Origin of the sequence: Roseococcus sp. (assembly GCF_965227005.1) — a bacterium.
In the GTDB taxonomy this organism is placed as follows: domain Bacteria; phylum Pseudomonadota; class Alphaproteobacteria; order Acetobacterales; family Acetobacteraceae; genus Roseococcus.
The window spans coordinates 21,292-39,847 of record NZ_CBDDFJ010000013.1 but is presented as its reverse complement, the minus strand read 5'-3'; the positions used below and the strand labels follow the sequence as shown (position 1 = coordinate 39,847).

The following is an 18,556-nucleotide window of genomic DNA, read 5'->3' as shown; positions in this document are numbered from 1 at the left end:
GGGTCAGGGGCTGCGCACGATGGGCGAGCTGATTGAAGTTTTGAAAACAAGACCAAGCACTTGCGGGACTCCTGGGGCGGGAACCGCGCAGCATCTGGCGCTCGAACTGCTCATCAGATCGGTGGGTGCCCGATGCGACTTCGTGCATTTCCGGGGGATCGCGGGCGCACTTCCGGAATTGCTCAACGGGGAGGTCCAGGTCTATGTGGAGGCTGCTGTCATCGGATTGCCACTGGTGCGGGAGGGGCGGGTCAGATTACTGGCTGTGACCTCCCGGACCCGTTCGGCCCTTCTGCCCGAGACCCCGACAGTGGCGGAGACGGTCCCCGGCTTTGAGGCGGAGACCTGGCTCGCGCTGATGGGGCCGCGCGGATTGGCTGAATCGATCGTGGGCAAGCTCGAGGAAGCATCCATTGCGGTGGCGCGCGACGCCGCAGTGGTTCGCAGATTGCGGGCGCTGTCGGCCGAACCCATCGGGGGGACGCGGACCGAGCTCGCGGCTACGATCCGCGCGCAGGATTCTATTTGGGGGCCGGTGGCTAGAGCCGCCGGAGTGACCGCTGATTGACGCTGCCATCCAAGCCACCATCCCCCGCAAGCTCGGCTTCAAGCTCGGCATGGTGTGCTCCGTCCTAGAACCGCCGACCGGGCTCAAGCACGGCCTGCCGGCAACCACGGCCACTGAGCCGGAACTCATCCTCGCCTTCGCTTCGGATCGTGCGTCCCTGGGCCGCGTCGCGGCCAGGGCGCTGGATCTCTACGGCGTTGGCGGGCGGCTTTGGTTCGCTTATCCGAAGAAGAACGGCCCCGTCCGTTCCGATCTGGACCGCGACCATGGCTGGGAGCCGCTGACCCAGGCCGGGCTGTTGCCGGTGACCCAGGTTGCGCTCGATGCCACCTGGTCGGCGCTGCGCTTTCGCCTGCGGGAAGAGATTCCGACACTGGCGCGCAAGGTCTAAGGACCTTCCGACGCAGACCGCCCCTGGGGGCCGGATATGAAAACGGGGCCGCAAGGCTCCGTTTTTCGTGGTGGCCTTGCCGTCAACCGGCGCACCCGGCGGGGCCGGTCTTGCCCTTGCTCAGGGCCATGATGTTCCGATAGGCCAGCACGGCCGGGCTGTCGCCCCAGCCTATCACGCTGCCCAGCCAGTCACGGGCCTGGGTCGCGGCGCCGGCATCCGATGCGACGCAAAGCGGCATGCGGGGTGCGGCGGGCATGGCGCCGCCGGCCGGCCCGATGAGGGGCAGGATCGCGAGGCAGGTTCCGGCAAGGATCAGGGGCAAGGTGCCACGCATTCGATACGCTCCGTCGTTAGGTCCGGTATGGGGTCTGACTTTGAAGCCGGCGGTTTTCGATTGCCTCGAAAAATAACAATTATCGAAATTATGACGCCACAGAAGTGATGCCTTTGCCCAACGCCGCGTTCGATGGGCATTGATCGCTGAAGTCACGATATGCGGAAAGCTTCGCCTGACGACAAGTAAAAAGTAAACTACTTAACAAATACGAAATATTGGACGTTCTTAAGCCGGCTTATTGCGCCATGCCCGTCAATTCGCTCCTTGGTTGCAGGCGATCCGGTCAGCGACCGGCCTGAAGGCCGTTCGGCAGCACTGTCAGGATGGGATTGGCGCAGACGTCCATCCCGGCCATCTCGGCGGCGCGGCCATTGGCGAAGACCACGCGCACGGCATTGAGGCCCGACCGGGCCATCACCGTCTGCGTCGCGCCGGCCGGCAGATGCCCCGGCGCCAGAAGATCACGGCCCCAATCGGCCGGCCCGGCCGTGCTGACATAGAGCTGCTCGACCGCGAGGGAGGACGCATTGCGCAGCTGAATGCGGCCATCGCAACCTCCGGTCCCTCCGGAGGGCGGGGCGGCACAGGCGGCGAGGAGGAGAGGCAGAAGCAACGGAAGACGCATGGCGAAAGCTAATCCCAGTCCGGATCGATGGGCGAGGGAGGCGTCCCGCCCGCCGCGATGTCCTCGCCCGCCGCGAGCAGCAGGTCCTCGCGATACCGCCCGCCGACGAGCTGCACGCCCACCGGTGCCTTGCCCACCATCCCGGTGGAGACGGTCAGGCCTGGCAGCCCCATCAGCGGCAGTCCGACCTGCACGAGCTGCGCCTCGATGATGGCGCGGAAGGCTTCGGCGCCGCCCAGATCGGCATGGTTGGCAAAGGGCAGCTCGCCCGAGACGGGCAGGATCACGACCGGATAGCGCTCGAAGAACAGCATCCAGGCGCGCAGGAAGGCCATGCGGATCGTCAGCGTGTCCTGAAATCCGACGAGATCGGGCTGCGGGCACAGCGCGCTCATATGGCCGAAGATGGCGAGCGAGGCCTTCTCCCCCTCGCGCTCGGCCATGGCCAGGCCGCCGCGCGGAAGCATGGCGAGCCAGAGCCGGGCCTGCATCATGGCGGGCTCGCGCAGCGGCGGCACCTCGGCCACCTCCTCGACCTCCCAGCCGGCGGCGCGCAGCCGCGCGGCGGAATCGCGCAGCGCGGCCTCGACGGCGGGCGCGACCTTCATCCCCTCGGGCGCCACGCAAAGGGCGGCACGCCTGGGCGCCGGCGGGCCTTCCAGCGGCGCGGGCACCCACCAGGGATCACGCACGTCGCGCGCGCTCATGGCCGCCAAAGCGAGCCGGAGGTCGGGGATGGTACGCGCCAGCGGGCCGCTGACGGCCATCAGCTGGGGGCCGATGTCGCGGTCGGGCAGGCTCGGATTCCAGGCCGGGATGCGGCCGAGGGTCGGGCGCAGCCCATGGATGCCGCAGGCATAGGCGGGATAGCGCACCGAGCCGCCGATATCCGTGCCATGCCCGATCGCGCCGATCCCCGCCGCCGTCGCCGAGGCCGCGCCGCCGGAGGAGCCGCCGGGCGTGAGCGACTTGTCGCGCGGATTGAAGGTCTCGCCATGGATGTCGTTGGAGGTGAACCAGCGCAGCGAGAAGGCCGGCGTGTTGGTCCGCCCGATGATGACCGCGCCGGCCTTGCGGAAGTTCGAGACGACCGGGCCGTCCTCCGTCGCGCGATGGTCGGCCTGGAGCTTGAGGCCGTTGGTGCTCGCGAAGCCCTTCTGGTCGGTGTTCACCTTGATGGTGACCGGCACGCCGGCGAGCAGCCCGGGCGCCTCGCCGCGGGCGATGGCCTGGTCCACCGCATCCGCCGCGGCCAGGGCTTCCTGCGGCATCGTCTGCACCACGGCGTTGAGCCGCGGGTTCACCGTATCGAGTCGCGCCAGGGCGGAGAGGGTCACTTCCCGCGCTGAAACCTCACGCGACCGGACGCGCCACGCCACCTGTGTCGCATCCAACTGCCAGAGTTCGGACATCGCGGGTTCCTTCGATGAATTCCCGATCCTTCGTCGCCCGATGCTTCCTGGTCAACCGGTGATGCTCATGTATCCTGCGCCGGGTTCGGCCGGGGGGCAGGGGGTTATGGAAGCTGGCGCGACGATGCGGGTGGACCCGCAGGCGGATCGCCGAAGGCTGTTGATGCGTTTCGCGCTCAGCACCAACGGGTCTGCCTTCACGACCGCGATGCAGGGATGGATGGACCAGCACCCGGAGGCCGTCGGCTATGACTGGCTCTACGACATGCGCATTTATCACGGCACGGTCAGCCACGACGACATGACCTATTTCGCGCGCGCCTATGCGACGATCGCCGACGAGAGCGACCGGGGCCGCTATACGATCTTCGTCTCGTCGGATCCCGGCCTGCCGCTGTGGATCCGCGTCTGCGCGCTGCACTTCCCACGGCGGATCTTCACCGTGGTGCGTACCATGGCCGAAGCCGAGAAGCTGCTGAAGCGCGAGCCGTCCTGCTGAGGATTGGATCGCGACGCGTTGGCTCACTTGCCGCGATCCAAAGTTTTAGCGCGCGAATAAGATCCACAGCGCCTTCGCGCCTTCGATCATCACGCTTCCGCCTCAGCCCGGAAGTTCCAGCACGTTCTTGCTGATGATGTTGCGCTGGATCTCGTTGGTGCCGCCATAGATCGAGGTCGGCCGCGCCTGGATGTAGAGCGCGCCGGGGTTCAGATTCCGGTTGCCCTCCATCGGCCCGAAGAGCCCGGCATTCTCGCCCGCCACCTCCAGCATCGTCTCGGTGATGCGCTGGAAGAGCTCGGACTGGATGACCTTGAGCTGCGAGACGTCGGCGCCAAGTGGGCGGCCCTGCTTCAGCACCTCGACATAGCGTCCGTAGAGGGCCTTGAGGTCCTCCAGGTCGCAGCGATGGCGCGCGTAGCGGTCCTGGAAGGTGCCGTCGTCGGCCGCGCCCATCCGCTCGGCGAGCTGCTTCAGGCGCGTGAGCGCATAGGCGCTCTGGCGGGGCGAGCCGAGATAGATGCGCTCGAAGGAGAGCAGCGCCTTGGCCATGTCCCAGCCCTTGTTGAGCTGGCCGACCAGATGCGCCTTCGGCACCTTCACATTGTCGAAGAAGACCTCGCAGAACTCGTCATGCATCTCGAGGTTGATGATGGGGCGCACGGTGATGCCGGGCGTGTTCATGTCGACGAGGAGGAAGGAAATCCCCTCCTGCTTCTTCGCGGCCTTGTCGGTGCGCACGAGCAGGAAGATCCAGTTGGCGTCCTGCGCCAGCGTGGTCCAGATCTTCTGGCCGTTCACGACGTAATGGTCGCCGGCATCCACGGCCTCGGTGCGGATCGAGGCGAGGTCGGAGCCGGAATTGGGCTCGGAATAGCCCTGGCACCAGATGTGCTCGCCGCTTAGGATCTTCGGAAGATAGAAGTTCTTCTGCTCCTCCGTGCCGTAGCGGATGACCAGGGGGCCGAGCATGATGATGCCGTGGTCGTTGCAGCGGGCGCAGCCGTGGCGCTCGAGCTCCTCGGTGAAGATGATCTGCTTGGCGGGCAGCAGGCCCAGGCCGCCGAATTCGCGCGGCCAGCCGGGGGCGAGCCAGCCTTTCTCGGCGAGCTTGAAGTACCAGACCTTGTTCTCCTCCCAGTGGAGGCGCTTTTCCGGATTGCGGATCTCGGCGGGGTAATTGGCCTCGATCCAGGCGCGGATATGCGCGCGGAAGGCGTCGTCGGGGAGGGCGTTGAGGTCGTTGGGCTCGCGGCCGGTGATGGCGTTCATTTTCTGTCCTCTTGGTTGCGAAGGGCTCTGCCCCTCGCGCTCCCCGCCAGGGCTTTTGGCCCTGGACACTTGAACTGGTGAGGGGCCATGGCCCCCCGGCATCACTTTCCCTGGAAGACCGGCTTGCGCTTGCCGAGGAAGGCCTCGCGCCCCTCCTTGTGGTCTTCCGAGACGAAGAGCGTGGCCTGGAAATCGGCCTCGCGCGCCAGCGCCTTGTCGAGATCCTCGGCGAACCACTGCCGCGTGAAGGCGATGGGGAGCGGCGCGGATTCCGCGAGCGCCTGCGCCTTATCCATCGCGGCGGCCAGCGCCTGGCCCGGCGGGACCACATAGTCGACCAGGCCGATCTCCTTGGCCTCGGTGCCGAGATACTGCGTGTGGTGCAGCATCATGTCGCGCGCGCGGCCGACGCCGATGCGTGCGGGCAGCGTCGCCGGCATGCCCATGTCCGCCATCAGGCCGATCTTGTGGAAGCCCGCCATGAAGCGCGCATTCTCGGCCGCGACGACCGTGTCGCAGAGGAGCGTGAGCGAGAGGCCGGCGCCCACCGCCCAGCCCTCGACCGCGGCCACGATCGGGAGGTTGCTGCGCGCCATGAGGCGCACGAGGCGGTGCGTGCGCCGCATGCGCTCGCGCCCGTCATAGGCGTTCTCGATGTTCATGCCCGAGATGTCGCCGCCGGCGGAGAAAGTTTCGCCCGAGCCCGTGAGCACGAGGCAGCGGATGCTCCGGTCGGTGTTGGCGCGCTCGATCGCGTCCTCCAGATCCTGGCGGAGGGGCACGGCCAGCGCGTTGCGCCGCGCGGGATAGTCGATCGTCAGCACCAGCACGGCGCCGTGACGCTCTTCGGCGATCCGCATGACCGGAGCTTCGGGGGCGTCGTTCATTCTTCGGTCTCCGGCGCGAGGGCCATGAAGCGCTTGCGATGCAGCGCGGCGCCGCCGAGGGCAGGGGCCTGCACCATGGCGCGCCGCATATAGAGGCCGACATCGTAATCATCAGTATAGCCGATGCCGCCATGCAGCTGCACGCAGGCCTGGGCGACGAGCATGCTCGCCTCGCTGGCGCGCGCCTTGGCGCGGCTGACGATGGCGCGGGCCGCATCGCCCGTCACGCCGTCATCCAGCGCGGCGGCGGCCTGTTCCACGGCGGCGCGGGTCAGCGCCACCTGCATCTTCGCATCCGCCGCCTTGTGCTGCAGCGCCTGGAAGGTGCCGATGATCTTGCCGAACTGCTGGCGCGTGCGGAGGTAGTCCAGCGTCATCGCGAAGGACACTTCCATGCCGCCGAGCAGCGAGGCCGCGGTGGCGAGCGCCGCGCGATCCAGCGCATCGGCGAGCGCGGAGGTCACGTCGTCGGCGATATGCGCGCCGGGGCCGTGGCCCGAAAAGGGCTTGGGCGCGATGGTGCCGAGATGGCCGCCATCCTGCGTGGACTCGACCGTGATCTCCACCTGGTCGCGTGTCAGCAGATGCAGCGCCACGCGCCCACCCTCGGAGACGGGCCAGAGGACATGCGTCGCACCGGCCGCCATGGGCACGAAGCTGCGCGCGCCATCGGCCGAGGTGGCGAGCGACAGCGTATTCGCGCGATCCTGCCAGGCGGTGAGCACCACGGCCTCGCCGGCGAGAAGCTGGCCGAGCAATTCGGTGGCACCGGCCGCGGCCAGCAGATCCGCCGAAAGCGCGCAGCCGATCAGCGGTTCGGGCGCGAGCGAGCGGCCGATTTCCTCGGCGAGCGCGACCATTTCGCCCATGCCCAGGCCCGTGCCGCCGGCCTCTTCCGAAATGGCGAGGCCGATCCAGCCCGCCTCGCCCATCTGGCGCAGCAGGGCGGTGTCGAAGCCCGGCTCGGCGAAGCGCAGCTTGCGCACGCGGGCCATGTCCGCACCCAGCAATCCGCGCGCGGAATCGCGGATCATCTCGATGCTCTCGGCGCGGTCGCCCGTGAAGGGCGCGACGCCGGCGGCGGACGCGCTCATGCCCGGGTATGGAGCTTGGCGGCGCTCTTGGACTGGAGCTCCTCCAGACTGATGCCATCCGCGATGTCGCGCACGACGAAGCCCAGCTCCGGCACCACGTCGAGCACGGCGAGATTGGTGTAGACGCGCGACACATTGGCCAGCGCCGTCAGCGGATAGCCGCAGCGTTCCACGATCTTCGGGCGGCCGTCCTTGGTCGTGTGGTCCATCACCACCCACAGGCGCTTGGCGCCCGCGCCGAGGTCCATCGCGCCGCCCACGGCCGGGGCCGTGTCGTTCTCGCTGGTCGCCCAATTGGCGAGGTCGCCGTTCTCGGCCACCTCGAAGCCGCCGAGCACGCAGAGGTCGATATGCCCGCCGCGGATCATCGCGAAGCTGTCGGCGTGATGGCAGAAGGAGCCGCCCGGACGCAGCGTCACGAACTGCTTTCCAGCATTGATCAGCCAAGGGGTTTCCTGGCCCTTCTCGGGGGCGGGGCCCATGCCCAGCACGCCGTTTTCGGACTGGAAGATGACTTCGCGCTCGAGCGGAACCTCATTGGCGATCATGGTCGGCATGCCGATGCCCAGATTGACCACCCAGCCCTCGGGAATATCGGCGGCGGCCTTCGCGGCCATGTCGGTGCGGCTATAGGGCATTGTGGTTCCTCCTCAGGCGATTGAGGCTAAGCCCGTGCCGCGCGCAGGTCCAGGGTAGCGCTTATGCGTTTCTTACGAGGCGGGGGCGTGATCCGCATCGTGCGGCGATGCCCTTCGGGCGCAGGTTTTCCGGCGTGGAGAGAACCATGCCAGACCCTGATCACCCTGTTCGTTTCAACCCCTTCGGCGATCTGCTCGACGCCGTGGAAGCCCGGCCCGAGGACCGGTTGCTGCTCGTGGATGGCGGCCCGGAGCTGCTCTGCTCCGCGCTGCGCCATGGCTGCCGCTCGGCGGTGAGCCTCGCCGTGCCGCCTCGCCATCCCGAACCCGCCGACCTCGTGGTCGCGGGAGGCGTCGCGAGCCAGGCCGAGGCCGTCGCGGTGGCCGAGAGCGCCCGCCGCGCACTGGGCCGCGACGGCCGGCTCGCGATGATCCTGCGGGGGGCGGCGACCAAGGCCGCGCGCGGACTGCGCCAGCGGCTGCACGAATACGGCTTCTCCCGCGTGCGTCGGCGTACCGGCGCGAATGGCGCGGTGCTCTTGCTGTGCCGATATGGAGCGACCCGATGAAATCCTTTGCCGAATTGCGGGGCTCCATCCCCGCTCTGGTGATGCCCTTCGATCCCGACTCGCTGGAGCCGGACCTTCCCGCCCTCGCGCATCTTGCCGACCGTGCCGTGCTGCGCGGCGTTGCCGGGCTCGTCGTCTGCGGCACCACCGGCGAGGCGCCCGCCCTGCGGCCGGAGGAACAGGCGCGTGCCCTGCATGCCGTCGTGGAATCGGTGGCCGGCCGCGTGCCGGTAATCGCGGGCATCGGCGGGTCCTGCACCGAATCCGCGGTGGCGCTCGCCGAGGGGGCGGGGCATGCGGGGGCCACCGGCCTGCTGGTTTCCGCGCCGCCCTATGTGCGGCCCGGACAGGAGGGCCTGCGCGCCCATATCCGCGCGGTGGCGGCGCGGAGCGGCCTGCCGGTGATGCTCTACGACGTACCCTCGCGCGCCGCCGTCGCCTTCACGGACGAGACCGTCGCCCGGCTCTGGGAGGAGGGAGCGATCGCCGCGATCAAGGATGCGACGGCCGACCTCGCGCGGCCCATGCGGCTGCGCCGGCTCTGCGGCGCGGAGTTTCCACAGTTCTCCGGCGATGACGGCACGGCCGCGGCGCATCTGGCCATGGGCGGGATGGGCTGCGTTTCGGTGACGGCCAATGTCGCGCCGGGGCTTTGCGCCGCGCTCGACGCGGCATGGCGGGCGGGCGACCTGCATCGCTTCGCCGAGCTGCGCGACCTGCTGGCCCCGCTGCACGCGGCGCTCTTCGCCGAGACCAATCCCGTGCCGGTGAAGGCAGCGCTGAGTTTGCTGAGTCTTTGCGCGCCCACGCCGCGACTGCCGCTGCTCAAGGCCGGTGAGGCCACGCTCGCGCTGCTGGCGCGCGCGATGGTGGACGTCACGCCGCAGGAGGAGACGCGGGCCCGCGCGATGGCGAGATCGCGGGAACTCAAGGCGGCGCTGCGGTGGCGCCGCGCGGCGGCTTAGAGCCTTCTCCGTTCGCAAGGGCTCACTGCGCAGGCTCTAGCCATTTGTTTTTACGAGCATCTTTATCCGGCCAGACGATTCCTCCTGGTCGGATGATGCTCTAGGCTGATCGGCTGTCGCAGCGGGCGATGAAATCCATGATCAGGCCCGTGACCTCCGCCGGGCGATCCAGGCTCGGCAGATGGGCCGAGCCGGCCAAGGCATGGCATGACCCGTTCCGCATCACGGCCGCGATGCGACAGCATCGTTCCTGGATGTGGGGAAATTCGAGATCGCCGCAGATCACCAGCGAGGGCGTGGCGATGTCGTCCAGGCGAGGGAAGGCGGGCGCGACATCGAGGTTCCGCCCGTTCGGCGGCGAGCGGAGCGCGATGGCGTTCATCTCCAGGAGCAGTTCGCGCGCCGGACCCGTGACCCGGCCCTCCGGCGCCAGCGGGCCGTCGAGGAAAAGGCGGGCCTTCATCGCGTTCACGCGGTCCAGGTCGCGGGCCTTTTCCGCCTCCTTCAACTCAACCATGAGGGCCTGGATTGCGGGGGATACTCCGCCTCCGGCGCGCCGCTCACGCTGGGCGAAATGAGAACCAGGCCCCGGATCAGCGAGGGATGGAGAAGGGCCGCGTCGAGCGCGATCCTTCCGCCGGCCGAGCATGCGACCAGCACCGCGGGCGTGCCGCCGGTCACGGCGCCCATCACCGCCATCAGATCCGCGACGTCGGAGAATGCCTCCTCGTCGGCGCGGGTCTCCCCGAAACCCCGGCGATCATAGGCGATCGCCTGGTTGCGGGCGCCGACGCCCTCCATCTGCGCGTGCCACATGCGGCGATCGCAGATGGCGGCGTGCAGGGAAGACGACGGGATCGCCATGGCCGGCAACCTCCGTGGCCAGCATGGCGCGGCCGGATGCCAGCTGCCGATGGATGGTCACCGGCCTGCCGGTGCCTAGGGCGCCCAGGGCGCCCCGCGGTCCACCCGGACCACTCGGTTCACATAGATCCCCGGCGTCGCGATCGCCTCGGGATCGAGCGCGCCGAGCTCCACGATGTGCTGCGTCTGCACGATGGTCAGCTCCGCCGCCGTCGCCATCACCGGGTTAAAGTTCCGGCCCGACTGGTTGTAGACGAGGTTGCCCCAGCGATCGGCCTTCCAGGCCTCGATCAGCGCCACATCGGCCTTCAGCCAGCGCTCCATCACATAGTTGCGGCCCTCGAACTCGCGCTCCTCCTTGCCCTTGGCCAGAAGCGTTCCGTGCGAGGTGGCGGTGAAGAAGGCGGGCACGCCGGCGCCGGCGGCGCGCATGCGCTCGGCCATGGTGCCCTGGGGCACGATCTCCAGCTCCAGCTTCCCCTCGCGATAGAGCTGCTCGAAGACGACGCTGCCGGCGCTGCGCGGGAAGGAGCAGATGATCTTGCGGACGCGGCCGAGCTCCATCAGGCGGGCCAGGCCGGTATGCCCCGTGCCGGCATTGTTCGCGACGCAGGTGAGGTCCTTCGCACCCTGCTCGATCAGCGCCTCGATGAGCTCGTCGGGCTGGCCGGCGCTGCCGAAGCCGCCGATGAGCACGGTGGATCCGTCCTTCACACCCGAGAGCGCCTCGGCCAGCGTGTTGACGATCTTGTTGATCATGAAGCGTCCGTCCCTCAGCCCTGGCCTTCAAGCCGGCCATCTCGGCGCACCGCGCGCCGGCATTTCTCGGCGGGGATACTGCGTTGCCGGACGGCATTCTCCAAGAGGGGGCCGTCCGGCCGGTCGGTCGATGCGGGGCGGTCAGGCGAGCTTCGGCAGAAGCGCGGTCACCTCGGCGCTGCTCGGCGCGCCGCCCATGATGTCGAGGTCGCCCGCCTTGAGGCGCCGCGCCGCGCCGACCATCGCGCCCATCGCCTGGCGGTAGAGCGAACCGCCCAGCGAGACGCGCCGCACGCCCGCCGCCGCCAGCACCGCCAGCGGCACGGGGCCGGTGCGCGGGCCGAAGACCACGTTCACGGGCTTGGGCGATACCGCCTTCACCACGGCCTCGATGGCGGCCATGTCGGGCAGGCCCGGCGCGTAGAGCACGTCCGCGCCCACCTCGGCGAAGGCCTGGAGGCGGCGGATGGTGTCGTCGAGATCGGGGCGGCCGTTGAGGAAATTATCCGTCCGCCCGGTCAGCAGGATGCGGCCGCGCGCGGCCTTTGCCGCCGCCTTCACGCGGGCCACGGCCGCGTCGAAGCCGTGGATCGGATCGTGGGGATTCGCGGTGGTGTCCTCGATGCCGAGGCCCGCGAGGCCGGCGGCGATCGAGGCCTCGACGGTCTCCGCGCAATCCTCGGGCGAGGGGCCGAAGCCGTCTTCCAGATCGCCATTCACCGGCAGGCCGGTGAGCCTGAAGATCATTGCCGCGTTCTCGATGGAGACCTCGCGGCTCAGCGCCGCGCGGCCGTCGGGCACGCCCATGGCGAAGGCGATGCCGAGCGAGGTGGAGGCGAGGGCCGGAAAGCCCTCGCGCGCCAGCAGCACGGCCGAGCCGCCGTCCCAAGGGTTGGGCATGACGAAGCAGCCCGTCCGATGAAGGTCGCGGAATGTTTCATAAGCGGCGCCCATGGCGTCTTTCCTCCTGAGGGAGGAGGAACCTAGACGCAGGGCCGGCCCAAACCGTTCGGCGTTTTCCGAAGCGCAGCCCCGCGAGGGGGCTGGCCGGCTAATCCTTGTCGCCGTCCTCGCCATAGGGATTCTCGGTCCCGCGCAGCTGCAGGCGGATCGGCACGCCCGGCATGTCGAATTCCTCGCGGAAGCCGTTCAGCAGGTAGCGCTGGTATTCCTGCGGCAGCTGCTCGGCGCGCGTGCCGAAGAGCGTGATGGTCGGCGGCCGTGCCTTGGGCATGGTCGCGTAGCGCAGCTTGAGCCGGCGGCCCTCGACGAGCGGCAGCTGGTGCTTCTCCAGCATGTGCGCGAACCAGCGGTTGAGCGCGCCGGTGCCGATGCGGCGGTTCCAGCGCTCATGCGTGCGGCGAACCGCCGGCATCAGCTTGTCCACGCCCGCGCCGGTCGCGGCCGAGATGGTCACGACCTCGATGCCCCGCAGCTGGTTCAGCGAGGTCTCCAGCGTGTCGGAGATGCGCTGGCGCGCCGCGACCCGGTCCTCGATGGCGTCCCACTTGTTCAGCGCGATGACCACCGCGCGGCCCTCGCGCTCGGCGAGGCGGGCGATGCGGATGTCCTGCTCCTCCAGGCCCAGCAGGCCGTCGAGCACCAGGATCACCACTTCCGCCTCGCGCAGCGCGCCGATGGAGGAGGCGACGCTCATCTCCTCCAGGCGATGCGTGATGCGGGCGCGCTTGCGCATGCCGGCGGTGTCGACGATGCGGATGGGGCCGTGCTCGTCCTGCCACTGACTGGCGATGGCGTCGCGCGTGAGGCCGGGCTCGGGGCCCGTGATCATGCGCTCCTCGCCCAGCAGCGTGTTGAGCAGCGTGGACTTGCCGGCATTGGGCCGGCCGAGGATGGCCAGGCGCAGCAGCTTGGCGTCGTCCTCGCCCTCGACCTCGGGCTCCAGCTCGGGCAGGTGCTCGGCGATGGCGATCATCAGCCCGGCGATGCCCTCATTGTGCTCGGCGGAGACGGCGATGGGATCGCCCAGGCCCAGCTCATAGGCCTCCATGGCGTTCGCGGCGCCGCCGCGGCCCTCGGCCTTGTTGGCGACGAGGATCACCGGGCGGTGCGCGCGGCGCAGCCAATTGGCGAAGGCGCGGTCGGACGCGGTGATGCCGGTGCGGGCATCCACCACGAAGACGGCCACGTCGGCCTGCTCCAGCGCGGCCTCAGAGCTCGCGCGCATGCGGCCATAAAGGGTCTCGGGCGCGGCCTCCTCGAGGCCGGCTGTGTCGACCAGGAGAATGTCGCGGCCACCCATCTGGGTCTCCGCCTCTTTGCGGTCGCGCGTCACGCCGGGCGTGTCGTCCACGATCGCAAGTCGCCGCCCTACGAGCCGGTTGAAGAGGGAAGACTTACCCACATTCGGTCGGCCGAGAATGGCGACCACCGGAAGGCTGTCGCCAGCTGCCATTGGAATTATCCTACGCCGCGCAGGGCGACGACTGCGCCCCCGTCGGTCATCAAGTAAACGCTGTTATTGGCCACCACCGGCTGCAGCGTGGCGCCTTCGGGCAGGCGGAGGCGCTGGACGATCTCGCCGGAGCCGGCATCCACCTCGAGGAGCTGACGGTTGCTGGAGGAGAGCAGAATCCGCCCCCCTGCCAGGACCGGCGGGCTCCAGATGATCGGCCGCCGGCGGCGGGCCTCGTCCTCGTAATTGGGCAGCTCGGTGATCCAGCGCACGCGGCCGTTGTCGCGCTCCAGCGCCATCAGCCGATTGCCGCGGGTGAGGGCGAAGAACCAGTCGCCCGCGACCGAAGGCGTGAGCGAACCGCCCACCTCGCGCTCCCAGACGCGACGGCCCGAGCGCAGGTCGAGCGAGGTCGCCGCGCCGGCCATGCCGATGGCGAAGACGCGACCGCGATCGATGACCGGCAGGGCCGAGATGGCGCCGATGTCGGCGATGGAGGCGCCGCCGCGCGTGGTGCCGAGGCTTTCGCTCCAGAGCACGCGGCCGTCATTGACGTTCAGCGCCACGATCTCGCCCGAGGCGAAGCCGGTCACGCAGGTGTCGCCGTCCACGGCCGGGCTCGGCAGGCCGAGCGGCAGGGCCTGGACCGGGGTGGCGCGGAAGCGCCAGGCCACGGCGCCGTCCTCGGTCGAGAGCGCGACGAGATGGTTCTCCACGGTGGGCACCAGGAGCTTGTTGCCGGCGACGGCGAGGCCGCCGCGCGCGGGCACGCCGAGCGGGGCGCGCCACTTGATCTCGCCCGTGCCGGGATCCAGCGCCATCACCTCGGCGAGGCCGGTGGCGACGTAGAGGATGCCGTTGGAGAAGGCGATCGCGCCGCCCAGCGCGCCGTCGCGGTCACGGCGGGGGCGGGTGTCGGTCTGCCAGCGGCGGCCGCCGCGCGCGACGTCGAGGCAGCTCACCCAGCCCAGCGCGTCGATGGCGAAGATCGCATCGCCGACCACGAGGGGCGCGGCGGTGAGGCGGCGGCGATAGGCGTTGCCCGAGCCGATGGAGGTGCGCCAGACCTCGCCGATCGGCCGCGGCAGCGAGAGGTGGCCGGGCGCATGGCCCGGCGCCCCGCCGGCCGTGGGCCATTCGAGGTTGAGCGTCGGCGCGGGGAGCGAGAAGGCGCGGCCCACGGCGGCGTCATCGGGGGCGACCTCGCGCTCGACGGAGAGCACCGCGCGGCGCTCGCCCGTCAGCGGAACCTTGGGGGTTCCCAGGAAGTCGTCCACCCAGTCGCGCGCGCTGTCGCAGCCGGCGAGGAGGGCGGCGGCGCCCAGCAGGGCCGTGCGGCGGCCCGGGAAAGGTTTCGTCGTATCGGGCATCAGCTTCCCAGTCCTTGGAGCAGGCGGCCTGCGCGTTCGCGCAGCCCCTGCGGCGTCGCCGCGTCGGTGGTGAGGGCCTGCAGGGTGGTGCGGGCCTGGTCGGTGTTGCCGGCCTTGAGGGCCGCCAGGGCCAGCACCTCCTGCGCGGAGGCGCGCCAGGGGGCGCCGGGCACGGCGAGAGGGGTGAGGCGGGCCTGGATGGCCGCCGCATCGCCCGAATCGAGCGAGCGCAGCCCCCACATCACGGAAGCGAGGTCGCGGTAGAGCGGATCCACCTCGCCGTCGCGCGAGAGGGCGTCATAGGCGGCCAGGGCCTGCTCCGTCTGGCCGGTCTCGGCCAGCAGGGCGGCGGCGCGCAGGCGGGCCAGAGCGCGGTAGCCGGGGGGCGCGGAGGGGGCCATCGCGATGAAGCGGTCGGCCATGGCCTTGAGGTCGGCGCCTTCGGCCGCGGCGTCGCGCGTGGCGGAGAGGAAGGCCTCGGCGGCCTTTCCGGACTCGCGCCGCTCGTGCCAGCGCCAGGCCTCCCAGCCGCCCACGCCCGCGAGGGCCAGCAGCACGACCCCGGTCACGAGGCCGCCAAAGCGCTGCGCGAGCCTGCGCGCGCGCTCGGCGCGCATCTCCTCGTTAACCTCGTCGATCAGATCGGACAATGCAGGCGCCTTTGTCAGCCGGAGGGCATTCGGGAGGAGGGGGTATAGCGGCCCCTTCGCACGGCGTTAAGGCTTGCGGGTGTTTCGTGGCGGATATGCGGCACATCCTCTCCCTGGCGACGCTTCTTCTCCCCCTCCTGGGCGGCTGCGACGGGCCGGCGCTGGTCGCCACGGCCGGGGTGAACGTGGCCTCCCTGACCCTGGTGGGGCGGACGGTGCCCGATCTCCTGGTCTCGGGCGTGACGGGGCGGGACTGCTCGATCGTCCGGCTGGACCGCGGGCTGTCCTATTGCGGGCCTTCGCCGGTCGCGCCCGGCCCGCAGCCCTACTGCACGCGCAGCCGGGGCAGCGTGGATTGCTGGGTGAGCCGGCCGCTGGCCATCCCGATAGTTCCGGGCCAGGGGGATGCCCCGCCGGGGCTGACGGTGGCGCAGGAGGCGGACCGGACGGCGCGCTGGCCGGGGTTGTGACGGCCGCGGTTATGACGGGCGGGGAAGGATGTCCCGCTCGGTGACGATCGCGTCCATCGGAATATCGTGCGGCTGGGGAAAGATCGTGGAGATGGCGGCGCGCGACGCGCCCACCCCCAGGACGCGCGGCCTCACCGCCATGGCGGCCAGCGTCCGGTCAAAGAAGCCGCCGCCATAGCCGAGCCGATAGGCGCCGGGATCGAAGCCGACCACGGGCGCGATGACGATCTCGGGGACGACCTCCGCGCCCTCGGCCGGGATGGGGATGTTCCACACGCCCCGCGCCAGGGCCGCGCCGGGCGTCCATTCCCGGAAGACCAGCGGGCGCGCCTTCTCCACCACCACGGGCAGGGCGCAGCGCCCGCCGCGCGCGTGGATGCGCTCCAGCCAGGGCCGCAGGTCGGGCTCGCCGCGGAAGGGCCAATAGGCGCTGACGATGCGGCCGGCGACCTCGCCGAGGGCCGCGTCCAGCCCGGCGGCGATGGCCTCGCTCTCCTGGCGGCGGGTCTGGGGATCGACGGCGAGGCGCAGCGCGATCAGCCGCTCGCGCTCGGCCTTGCGCCAGCGGGCGACGTCGCGGCGTTGCTCGGCGTCGGGCTCGGGCGGGTAGCCGAGGTAGTCCGGATCGACCTCGTGCAGGAAGCAGGCCGGGGAGGCGTAGTCGTGGAATTCCGGGGGGTTGGGGGGCTTGGTCATCGCCGGTACCGCTCCTCCTTGCGCAGCAACACGCCCGCGCCGGCGGCGATGCCCATCTCCAGGCTCTGGGCGATGCGCCGCGCGCGCTCTAGGAAATGCTCGGCCGCCGCGGGCGGGCAGATCTCGCGCGCCGAGGCCTCGAAGAGGGCCAGCCAGCGGTCGAAATGCGCGGCGTCCACCGGGAGGGGCAGGTGCAGCCCCATCGGGTTGCCGCGATACTCGCCCGACATCAGCGCGACCGAGGACCAGAAGGCGAAGATGCGCTGGAGATGGTGTTCCCAATCGGCGACCCGTGCCGCGAAGACGGGGCCGATCAGGGGGTCCTCACGCACCTTCCCGTAGAAATGGCGCATGAGGGTTTCGATCATCGCGGCATCGATGCCGGTGCGCGCGACGATCTCGGCGGTGGCCTCTGCGCGTCGCTCGGCGGCGTCGCGCGCGGCGCTCACCGGAAGGTGACCGGCTTGCCGATCGGGGCGCCCAGCACCTCGTCGTCGCGCATGGCCACCTGGCCGCGGATGATGGTGCCGACCGGCCAGCCCTGGCAGCGATAGCCGTCGAAGGGCGTCCAGCCGCAGGGGCTGGCGATCCAGTCATTGGTGATCTCGCGGGACTTCTTCATGTCCACCAGGGTGAAATCGGCGTCGTAGCCGACCGCGAGGCGGCCCTTGTTCACCGCCCCGTAGATCCGCGCGGGGCCGGCGCACATCAGGTCGGCCAGGCGCGTGAGGCTGAGGCGGCCGGCGCTCACATGGTCGAGCATCACGGGCACGAGGGTCTGCACGCCGGTCAGGCCGGCGGCGGTGTTGGGCCAGGGGCGCTCCTTGGCCGCGCGGGAGTGCGGGGCGTGGTCGCTGCCGATGACGTCGACCGTGCCGTTGCGCACGGCGGCCCAGGCGGCCTCGAGGTGGCGCTGCTCGCGGATCGGCGGGTTCATCACCGCATAGCCGCCGAGGCGGTCATAGGCCTCGTCGGTCTGGGTGAGGTGGTTCACCAACACCTCGACGGAGCAGATGTCCTTGAAGTCGGCCAGGTATTCGAGTTCTTCGGCCGTCGAGACGTGCAGGATGTGGGCGGGGCGTCCGGTCTTGCGGGCGATGGCCATGAGGCGCTTGGTGCCCAGCATGGCGCATTCCACGTCGCGCCAGACCATGTGGTTGCGATGCGGCATGCCCTCGGTGAAGAGCGGCTTGCGCTCCTGCAGGCGGTATTCGTCCTCGGAATGGTAGCAGATGCGGCGGCGGCCGGAGCGCATCACGGCCTCCAGCGTCGCATCGTTCTCGATCAGCAGGTCGCCCGTGGAGGAGCCGGCGAAGACCTTCACCGCGCAGACATTGTCCTCGAGCTCCAGCTCGGCGAGCTCCGCGATGTTCTTCTTCGAGGCGCCGACATACAGGCCCGTGTCGCACCAGGCGTGCTCGGACACATAGCCGCGCTTCCAGGCGAGCTGGGCCGAATCGGTGATGGAGGGCGCGGTGTTGGGCATGTCGAAGACGGCGGCGAGGCCGCCCAGGATCGCGGCCTTGGTGCCGGTCTCGATGGTCTCGACCGCCGGGTCGCCCGGCTCGCGGAGATGGACATGGGCGTCGATGAGGCCGGGCATCACGTGCAGATGCGTGCAATCGATGACCTGCGCGGCCTCGGCCTTGCCCAGCCCGCCCATGGCGGCGATGCGGCCGTCGCGCACGCCGATGTCGAGCGGCTCGATGCCCCAGGGCAGGACGGCCTGGCCGCCGCGCAGGATGAGATCGAAATGGGGCATCGGGGAGAACTCCGCAGGTCAGTAACGCGGCGCAATCTGACGGGTCCGGCGGGGCGCGCAAGTCGTGCTTGACGGGATCATGCATAAGGATATGTCGATGTGATCATAAATATGGAAGATCCCGCTTGACCCTGCGCGAACCGCCCTCGCCCTGCCGGCAGGTCTGCGTCCTCGAGGGGCGGATCTGCCTCGGCTGCGGGCGCAGCCTGGACGAGATCGCCGCCTGGCCGACGGCCAGCGCCGCCTCGAAGCGGGCCATCTTGGAGGCGGCGCGGGCCCGCTTGGCGCCCAAGGGATGACGCCGCCGCC

Annotated in this window: 24 protein-coding genes; 7 read left to right on the top strand and 17 right to left on the bottom strand. The window is 70.0% G+C overall.

Features of this window, described 5'->3' with window-relative positions; translation table 11 throughout:
- A partial coding sequence (locus ACO057_RS06085) for a Bug family tripartite tricarboxylate transporter substrate binding protein (RefSeq protein WP_421989665.1) occupies positions 1-568 on the top strand: 568 nt, incomplete at its 5' end.
- A gap of 49 nt (positions 569-617) precedes the next feature.
- Complete coding sequence (locus tag ACO057_RS06080) at positions 618-959, top strand: hypothetical protein (RefSeq protein WP_421989663.1); 342 nt, start codon at positions 618-620, stop codon at positions 957-959.
- An 82-nt stretch (positions 960-1,041) separates the two neighbouring features.
- Here the strand turns inward: ACO057_RS06080 and ACO057_RS06075 are convergent, their stop codons facing one another.
- The 3 genes from ACO057_RS06075 to ACO057_RS06065 form a co-directional block, all read right to left on the bottom strand.
- Positions 1,042-1,296: a hypothetical protein gene (locus ACO057_RS06075; protein ID WP_421989661.1), complete on the bottom strand. Its 255-nt coding sequence runs from the start codon at positions 1,294-1,296 to the stop codon at positions 1,042-1,044.
- A 286-nt stretch (positions 1,297-1,582) separates the two neighbouring features.
- On the bottom strand, positions 1,583-1,924 hold the full coding sequence (locus tag ACO057_RS06070) for a hypothetical protein (protein WP_421989659.1): 342 nt from the start codon (positions 1,922-1,924) through the stop codon (positions 1,583-1,585).
- A gap of 8 nt (positions 1,925-1,932) precedes the next feature.
- Positions 1,933-3,336 (bottom strand): amidase family protein, encoded by a 1,404-nt coding sequence (locus ACO057_RS06065; protein WP_421989657.1) that lies wholly within the window; start codon positions 3,334-3,336, stop codon positions 1,933-1,935.
- 163 nt (positions 3,337-3,499) lie between these two features.
- Between ACO057_RS06065 and ACO057_RS06060 the strand changes: the two genes are divergently transcribed.
- Positions 3,500-3,835 (top strand): hypothetical protein, encoded by a 336-nt coding sequence (locus tag ACO057_RS06060; protein WP_421989655.1) that lies wholly within the window; start codon positions 3,500-3,502, stop codon positions 3,833-3,835.
- A 102-nt stretch (positions 3,836-3,937) separates the two neighbouring features.
- Here the strand turns inward: ACO057_RS06060 and ACO057_RS06055 are convergent, their stop codons facing one another.
- The 4 genes from ACO057_RS06055 to ACO057_RS06040 all read right to left on the bottom strand — a co-directional run bounded on the left by ACO057_RS06055 (position 3,938) and on the right by ACO057_RS06040 (position 7,726).
- Positions 3,938-5,107 (bottom strand): acyl-CoA dehydrogenase family protein, encoded by a 1,170-nt coding sequence (locus tag ACO057_RS06055; protein ID WP_421989653.1) that lies wholly within the window; start codon positions 5,105-5,107, stop codon positions 3,938-3,940.
- Positions 5,108-5,208: 101 nt separating this feature from the next.
- Entirely contained in the window at positions 5,209-5,994 is a 786-nt protein-coding gene (locus ACO057_RS06050) for an enoyl-CoA hydratase/isomerase family protein (RefSeq protein ID WP_421989651.1), read from the bottom strand.
- Positions 5,991-7,088 carry an acyl-CoA dehydrogenase family protein gene (locus ACO057_RS06045; protein ID WP_421989649.1) on the bottom strand — a complete coding sequence of 366 codons (1,098 nt, stop codon included), beginning with the start codon at positions 7,086-7,088 and terminating at the stop codon, positions 5,991-5,993. The genes ACO057_RS06050 and ACO057_RS06045 overlap by 4 nt, the downstream gene beginning before the upstream one ends.
- A complete protein-coding gene (locus tag ACO057_RS06040; RefSeq protein ID WP_421989647.1) occupies positions 7,085-7,726 on the bottom strand; it encodes a 3-oxoacid CoA-transferase subunit B in 642 nt (213 codons plus the stop codon). Before ACO057_RS06040 ends, ACO057_RS06045 begins: the two co-directional genes overlap by 4 nt.
- Before the next feature lie 146 nt (positions 7,727-7,872).
- On the opposite strand from ACO057_RS06040, the gene ACO057_RS06035 reads away from it, so the two are divergent.
- Entirely contained in the window at positions 7,873-8,295 is a 423-nt protein-coding gene (locus ACO057_RS06035; RefSeq protein ID WP_421989645.1) for a hypothetical protein, read from the top strand.
- Positions 8,292-9,260 (top strand): 4-hydroxy-tetrahydrodipicolinate synthase, encoded by a 969-nt coding sequence (dapA, locus tag ACO057_RS06030; RefSeq protein ID WP_421989643.1) that lies wholly within the window; start codon positions 8,292-8,294, stop codon positions 9,258-9,260. Before ACO057_RS06035 ends, dapA begins: the two co-directional genes overlap by 4 nt.
- Before the next feature lie 100 nt (positions 9,261-9,360).
- Here the strand turns inward: dapA and ACO057_RS06025 are convergent, their stop codons facing one another.
- From ACO057_RS06025 to ACO057_RS05995, 7 genes are all read right to left on the bottom strand, one after another.
- Positions 9,361-9,777, bottom strand: a complete 417-nt coding sequence (locus tag ACO057_RS06025; protein ID WP_421989641.1) for an alpha/beta fold hydrolase — start codon at positions 9,775-9,777, stop codon at positions 9,361-9,363.
- Positions 9,765-10,124, bottom strand: coding sequence for an alpha/beta fold hydrolase (locus ACO057_RS06020; RefSeq protein WP_421989639.1), 360 nt, complete (start codon positions 10,122-10,124; stop codon positions 9,765-9,767). Before ACO057_RS06020 ends, ACO057_RS06025 begins: the two co-directional genes overlap by 13 nt.
- Positions 10,125-10,199: 75 nt before the next feature.
- Entirely contained in the window at positions 10,200-10,883 is a 684-nt protein-coding gene (locus tag ACO057_RS06015) for a 3-oxoacid CoA-transferase subunit A (RefSeq protein ID WP_421989637.1), read from the bottom strand.
- Positions 10,884-11,024: 141 nt separating this feature from the next.
- Entirely contained in the window at positions 11,025-11,837 is an 813-nt protein-coding gene (locus tag ACO057_RS06010) for an isocitrate lyase/PEP mutase family protein (protein ID WP_421989635.1), read from the bottom strand.
- A gap of 97 nt (positions 11,838-11,934) precedes the next feature.
- Positions 11,935-13,299: a ribosome biogenesis GTPase Der gene (der, locus tag ACO057_RS06005; RefSeq protein ID WP_421989633.1), complete on the bottom strand. Its 1,365-nt coding sequence runs from the start codon at positions 13,297-13,299 to the stop codon at positions 11,935-11,937.
- 5 nt (positions 13,300-13,304) lie between these two features.
- Entirely contained in the window at positions 13,305-14,669 is a 1,365-nt protein-coding gene (locus ACO057_RS06000; RefSeq protein ID WP_421989631.1) for a PQQ-binding-like beta-propeller repeat protein, read from the bottom strand.
- On the bottom strand, positions 14,669-15,319 hold the full coding sequence (locus tag ACO057_RS05995) for a tetratricopeptide repeat protein (protein WP_421989629.1): 651 nt from the start codon (positions 15,317-15,319) through the stop codon (positions 14,669-14,671). The genes ACO057_RS06000 and ACO057_RS05995 overlap by 1 nt, the downstream gene beginning before the upstream one ends.
- A 95-nt stretch (positions 15,320-15,414) precedes the next feature.
- Between ACO057_RS05995 and ACO057_RS05990 the strand changes: the two genes are divergently transcribed.
- On the top strand, positions 15,415-15,789 hold the full coding sequence (locus ACO057_RS05990) for a hypothetical protein (RefSeq protein ID WP_421989627.1): 375 nt from the start codon (positions 15,415-15,417) through the stop codon (positions 15,787-15,789).
- A gap of 9 nt (positions 15,790-15,798) precedes the next feature.
- On the opposite strand, the gene ACO057_RS05985 is transcribed toward ACO057_RS05990, so the two are convergent.
- From ACO057_RS05985 to ACO057_RS05975, 3 genes are read right to left on the bottom strand one after another with little or no spacing between them, the layout of a single operon-like run.
- Positions 15,799-16,485: a 5-formyltetrahydrofolate cyclo-ligase gene (locus tag ACO057_RS05985; protein ID WP_421989625.1), complete on the bottom strand. Its 687-nt coding sequence runs from the start codon at positions 16,483-16,485 to the stop codon at positions 15,799-15,801.
- Complete coding sequence (locus ACO057_RS05980; protein WP_421989623.1) at positions 16,482-16,934, bottom strand: group III truncated hemoglobin; 453 nt, start codon at positions 16,932-16,934, stop codon at positions 16,482-16,484. The genes ACO057_RS05985 and ACO057_RS05980 overlap by 4 nt, the downstream gene beginning before the upstream one ends.
- Positions 16,931-18,247, bottom strand: a complete 1,317-nt coding sequence (locus ACO057_RS05975) for a dihydroorotase (RefSeq protein ID WP_421989621.1) — start codon at positions 18,245-18,247, stop codon at positions 16,931-16,933. Before ACO057_RS05975 ends, ACO057_RS05980 begins: the two co-directional genes overlap by 4 nt.
- A gap of 125 nt (positions 18,248-18,372) precedes the next feature.
- On the opposite strand from ACO057_RS05975, the gene ACO057_RS05970 reads away from it, so the two are divergent.
- Positions 18,373-18,546 carry a DUF1289 domain-containing protein gene (locus ACO057_RS05970; protein WP_421989619.1) on the top strand — a complete coding sequence of 58 codons (174 nt, stop codon included), beginning with the start codon at positions 18,373-18,375 and terminating at the stop codon, positions 18,544-18,546.
- Positions 18,547-18,556: the final 10 nt, after the last annotated feature.

Coding starts and splice junctions, on each gene's coding strand:
- ACO057_RS06080 (WP_421989663.1), top strand. CDS start 618: ATGGTGTGCTCCGTCCTAGAACCGCCGACCGGGCTCAAGCACGGCCTG.
- ACO057_RS06075 (WP_421989661.1), bottom strand. CDS start 1,296: ATGCGTGGCACCTTGCCCCTGATCCTTGCCGGAACCTGCCTCGCGATC.
- ACO057_RS06070 (WP_421989659.1), bottom strand. CDS start 1,924: ATGCGTCTTCCGTTGCTTCTGCCTCTCCTCCTCGCCGCCTGTGCCGCC.
- ACO057_RS06065 (WP_421989657.1), bottom strand. CDS start 3,336: ATGTCCGAACTCTGGCAGTTGGATGCGACACAGGTGGCGTGGCGCGTC.
- ACO057_RS06060 (WP_421989655.1), top strand. CDS start 3,500: ATGCGTTTCGCGCTCAGCACCAACGGGTCTGCCTTCACGACCGCGATG.
- ACO057_RS06055 (WP_421989653.1), bottom strand. CDS start 5,107: ATGAACGCCATCACCGGCCGCGAGCCCAACGACCTCAACGCCCTCCCC.
- ACO057_RS06050 (WP_421989651.1), bottom strand. CDS start 5,994: ATGAACGACGCCCCCGAAGCTCCGGTCATGCGGATCGCCGAAGAGCGT.
- ACO057_RS06045 (WP_421989649.1), bottom strand. CDS start 7,088: ATGAGCGCGTCCGCCGCCGGCGTCGCGCCCTTCACGGGCGACCGCGCC.
- ACO057_RS06040 (WP_421989647.1), bottom strand. CDS start 7,726: ATGCCCTATAGCCGCACCGACATGGCCGCGAAGGCCGCCGCCGATATT.
- ACO057_RS06035 (WP_421989645.1), top strand. CDS start 7,873: ATGCCAGACCCTGATCACCCTGTTCGTTTCAACCCCTTCGGCGATCTG.
- dapA (WP_421989643.1), top strand. CDS start 8,292: ATGAAATCCTTTGCCGAATTGCGGGGCTCCATCCCCGCTCTGGTGATG.
- ACO057_RS06025 (WP_421989641.1), bottom strand. CDS start 9,777: ATGGTTGAGTTGAAGGAGGCGGAAAAGGCCCGCGACCTGGACCGCGTG.
- ACO057_RS06020 (WP_421989639.1), bottom strand. CDS start 10,124: ATGGCGATCCCGTCGTCTTCCCTGCACGCCGCCATCTGCGATCGCCGC.
- ACO057_RS06015 (WP_421989637.1), bottom strand. CDS start 10,883: ATGATCAACAAGATCGTCAACACGCTGGCCGAGGCGCTCTCGGGTGTG.
- ACO057_RS06010 (WP_421989635.1), bottom strand. CDS start 11,837: ATGGGCGCCGCTTATGAAACATTCCGCGACCTTCATCGGACGGGCTGC.
- der (WP_421989633.1), bottom strand. CDS start 13,299: ATGGCAGCTGGCGACAGCCTTCCGGTGGTCGCCATTCTCGGCCGACCG.
- ACO057_RS06000 (WP_421989631.1), bottom strand. CDS start 14,669: ATGCCCGATACGACGAAACCTTTCCCGGGCCGCCGCACGGCCCTGCTG.
- ACO057_RS05990 (WP_421989627.1), top strand. CDS start 15,415: ATGCGGCACATCCTCTCCCTGGCGACGCTTCTTCTCCCCCTCCTGGGC.
- ACO057_RS05985 (WP_421989625.1), bottom strand. CDS start 16,485: ATGACCAAGCCCCCCAACCCCCCGGAATTCCACGACTACGCCTCCCCG.
- ACO057_RS05975 (WP_421989621.1), bottom strand. CDS start 18,247: ATGCCCCATTTCGATCTCATCCTGCGCGGCGGCCAGGCCGTCCTGCCC.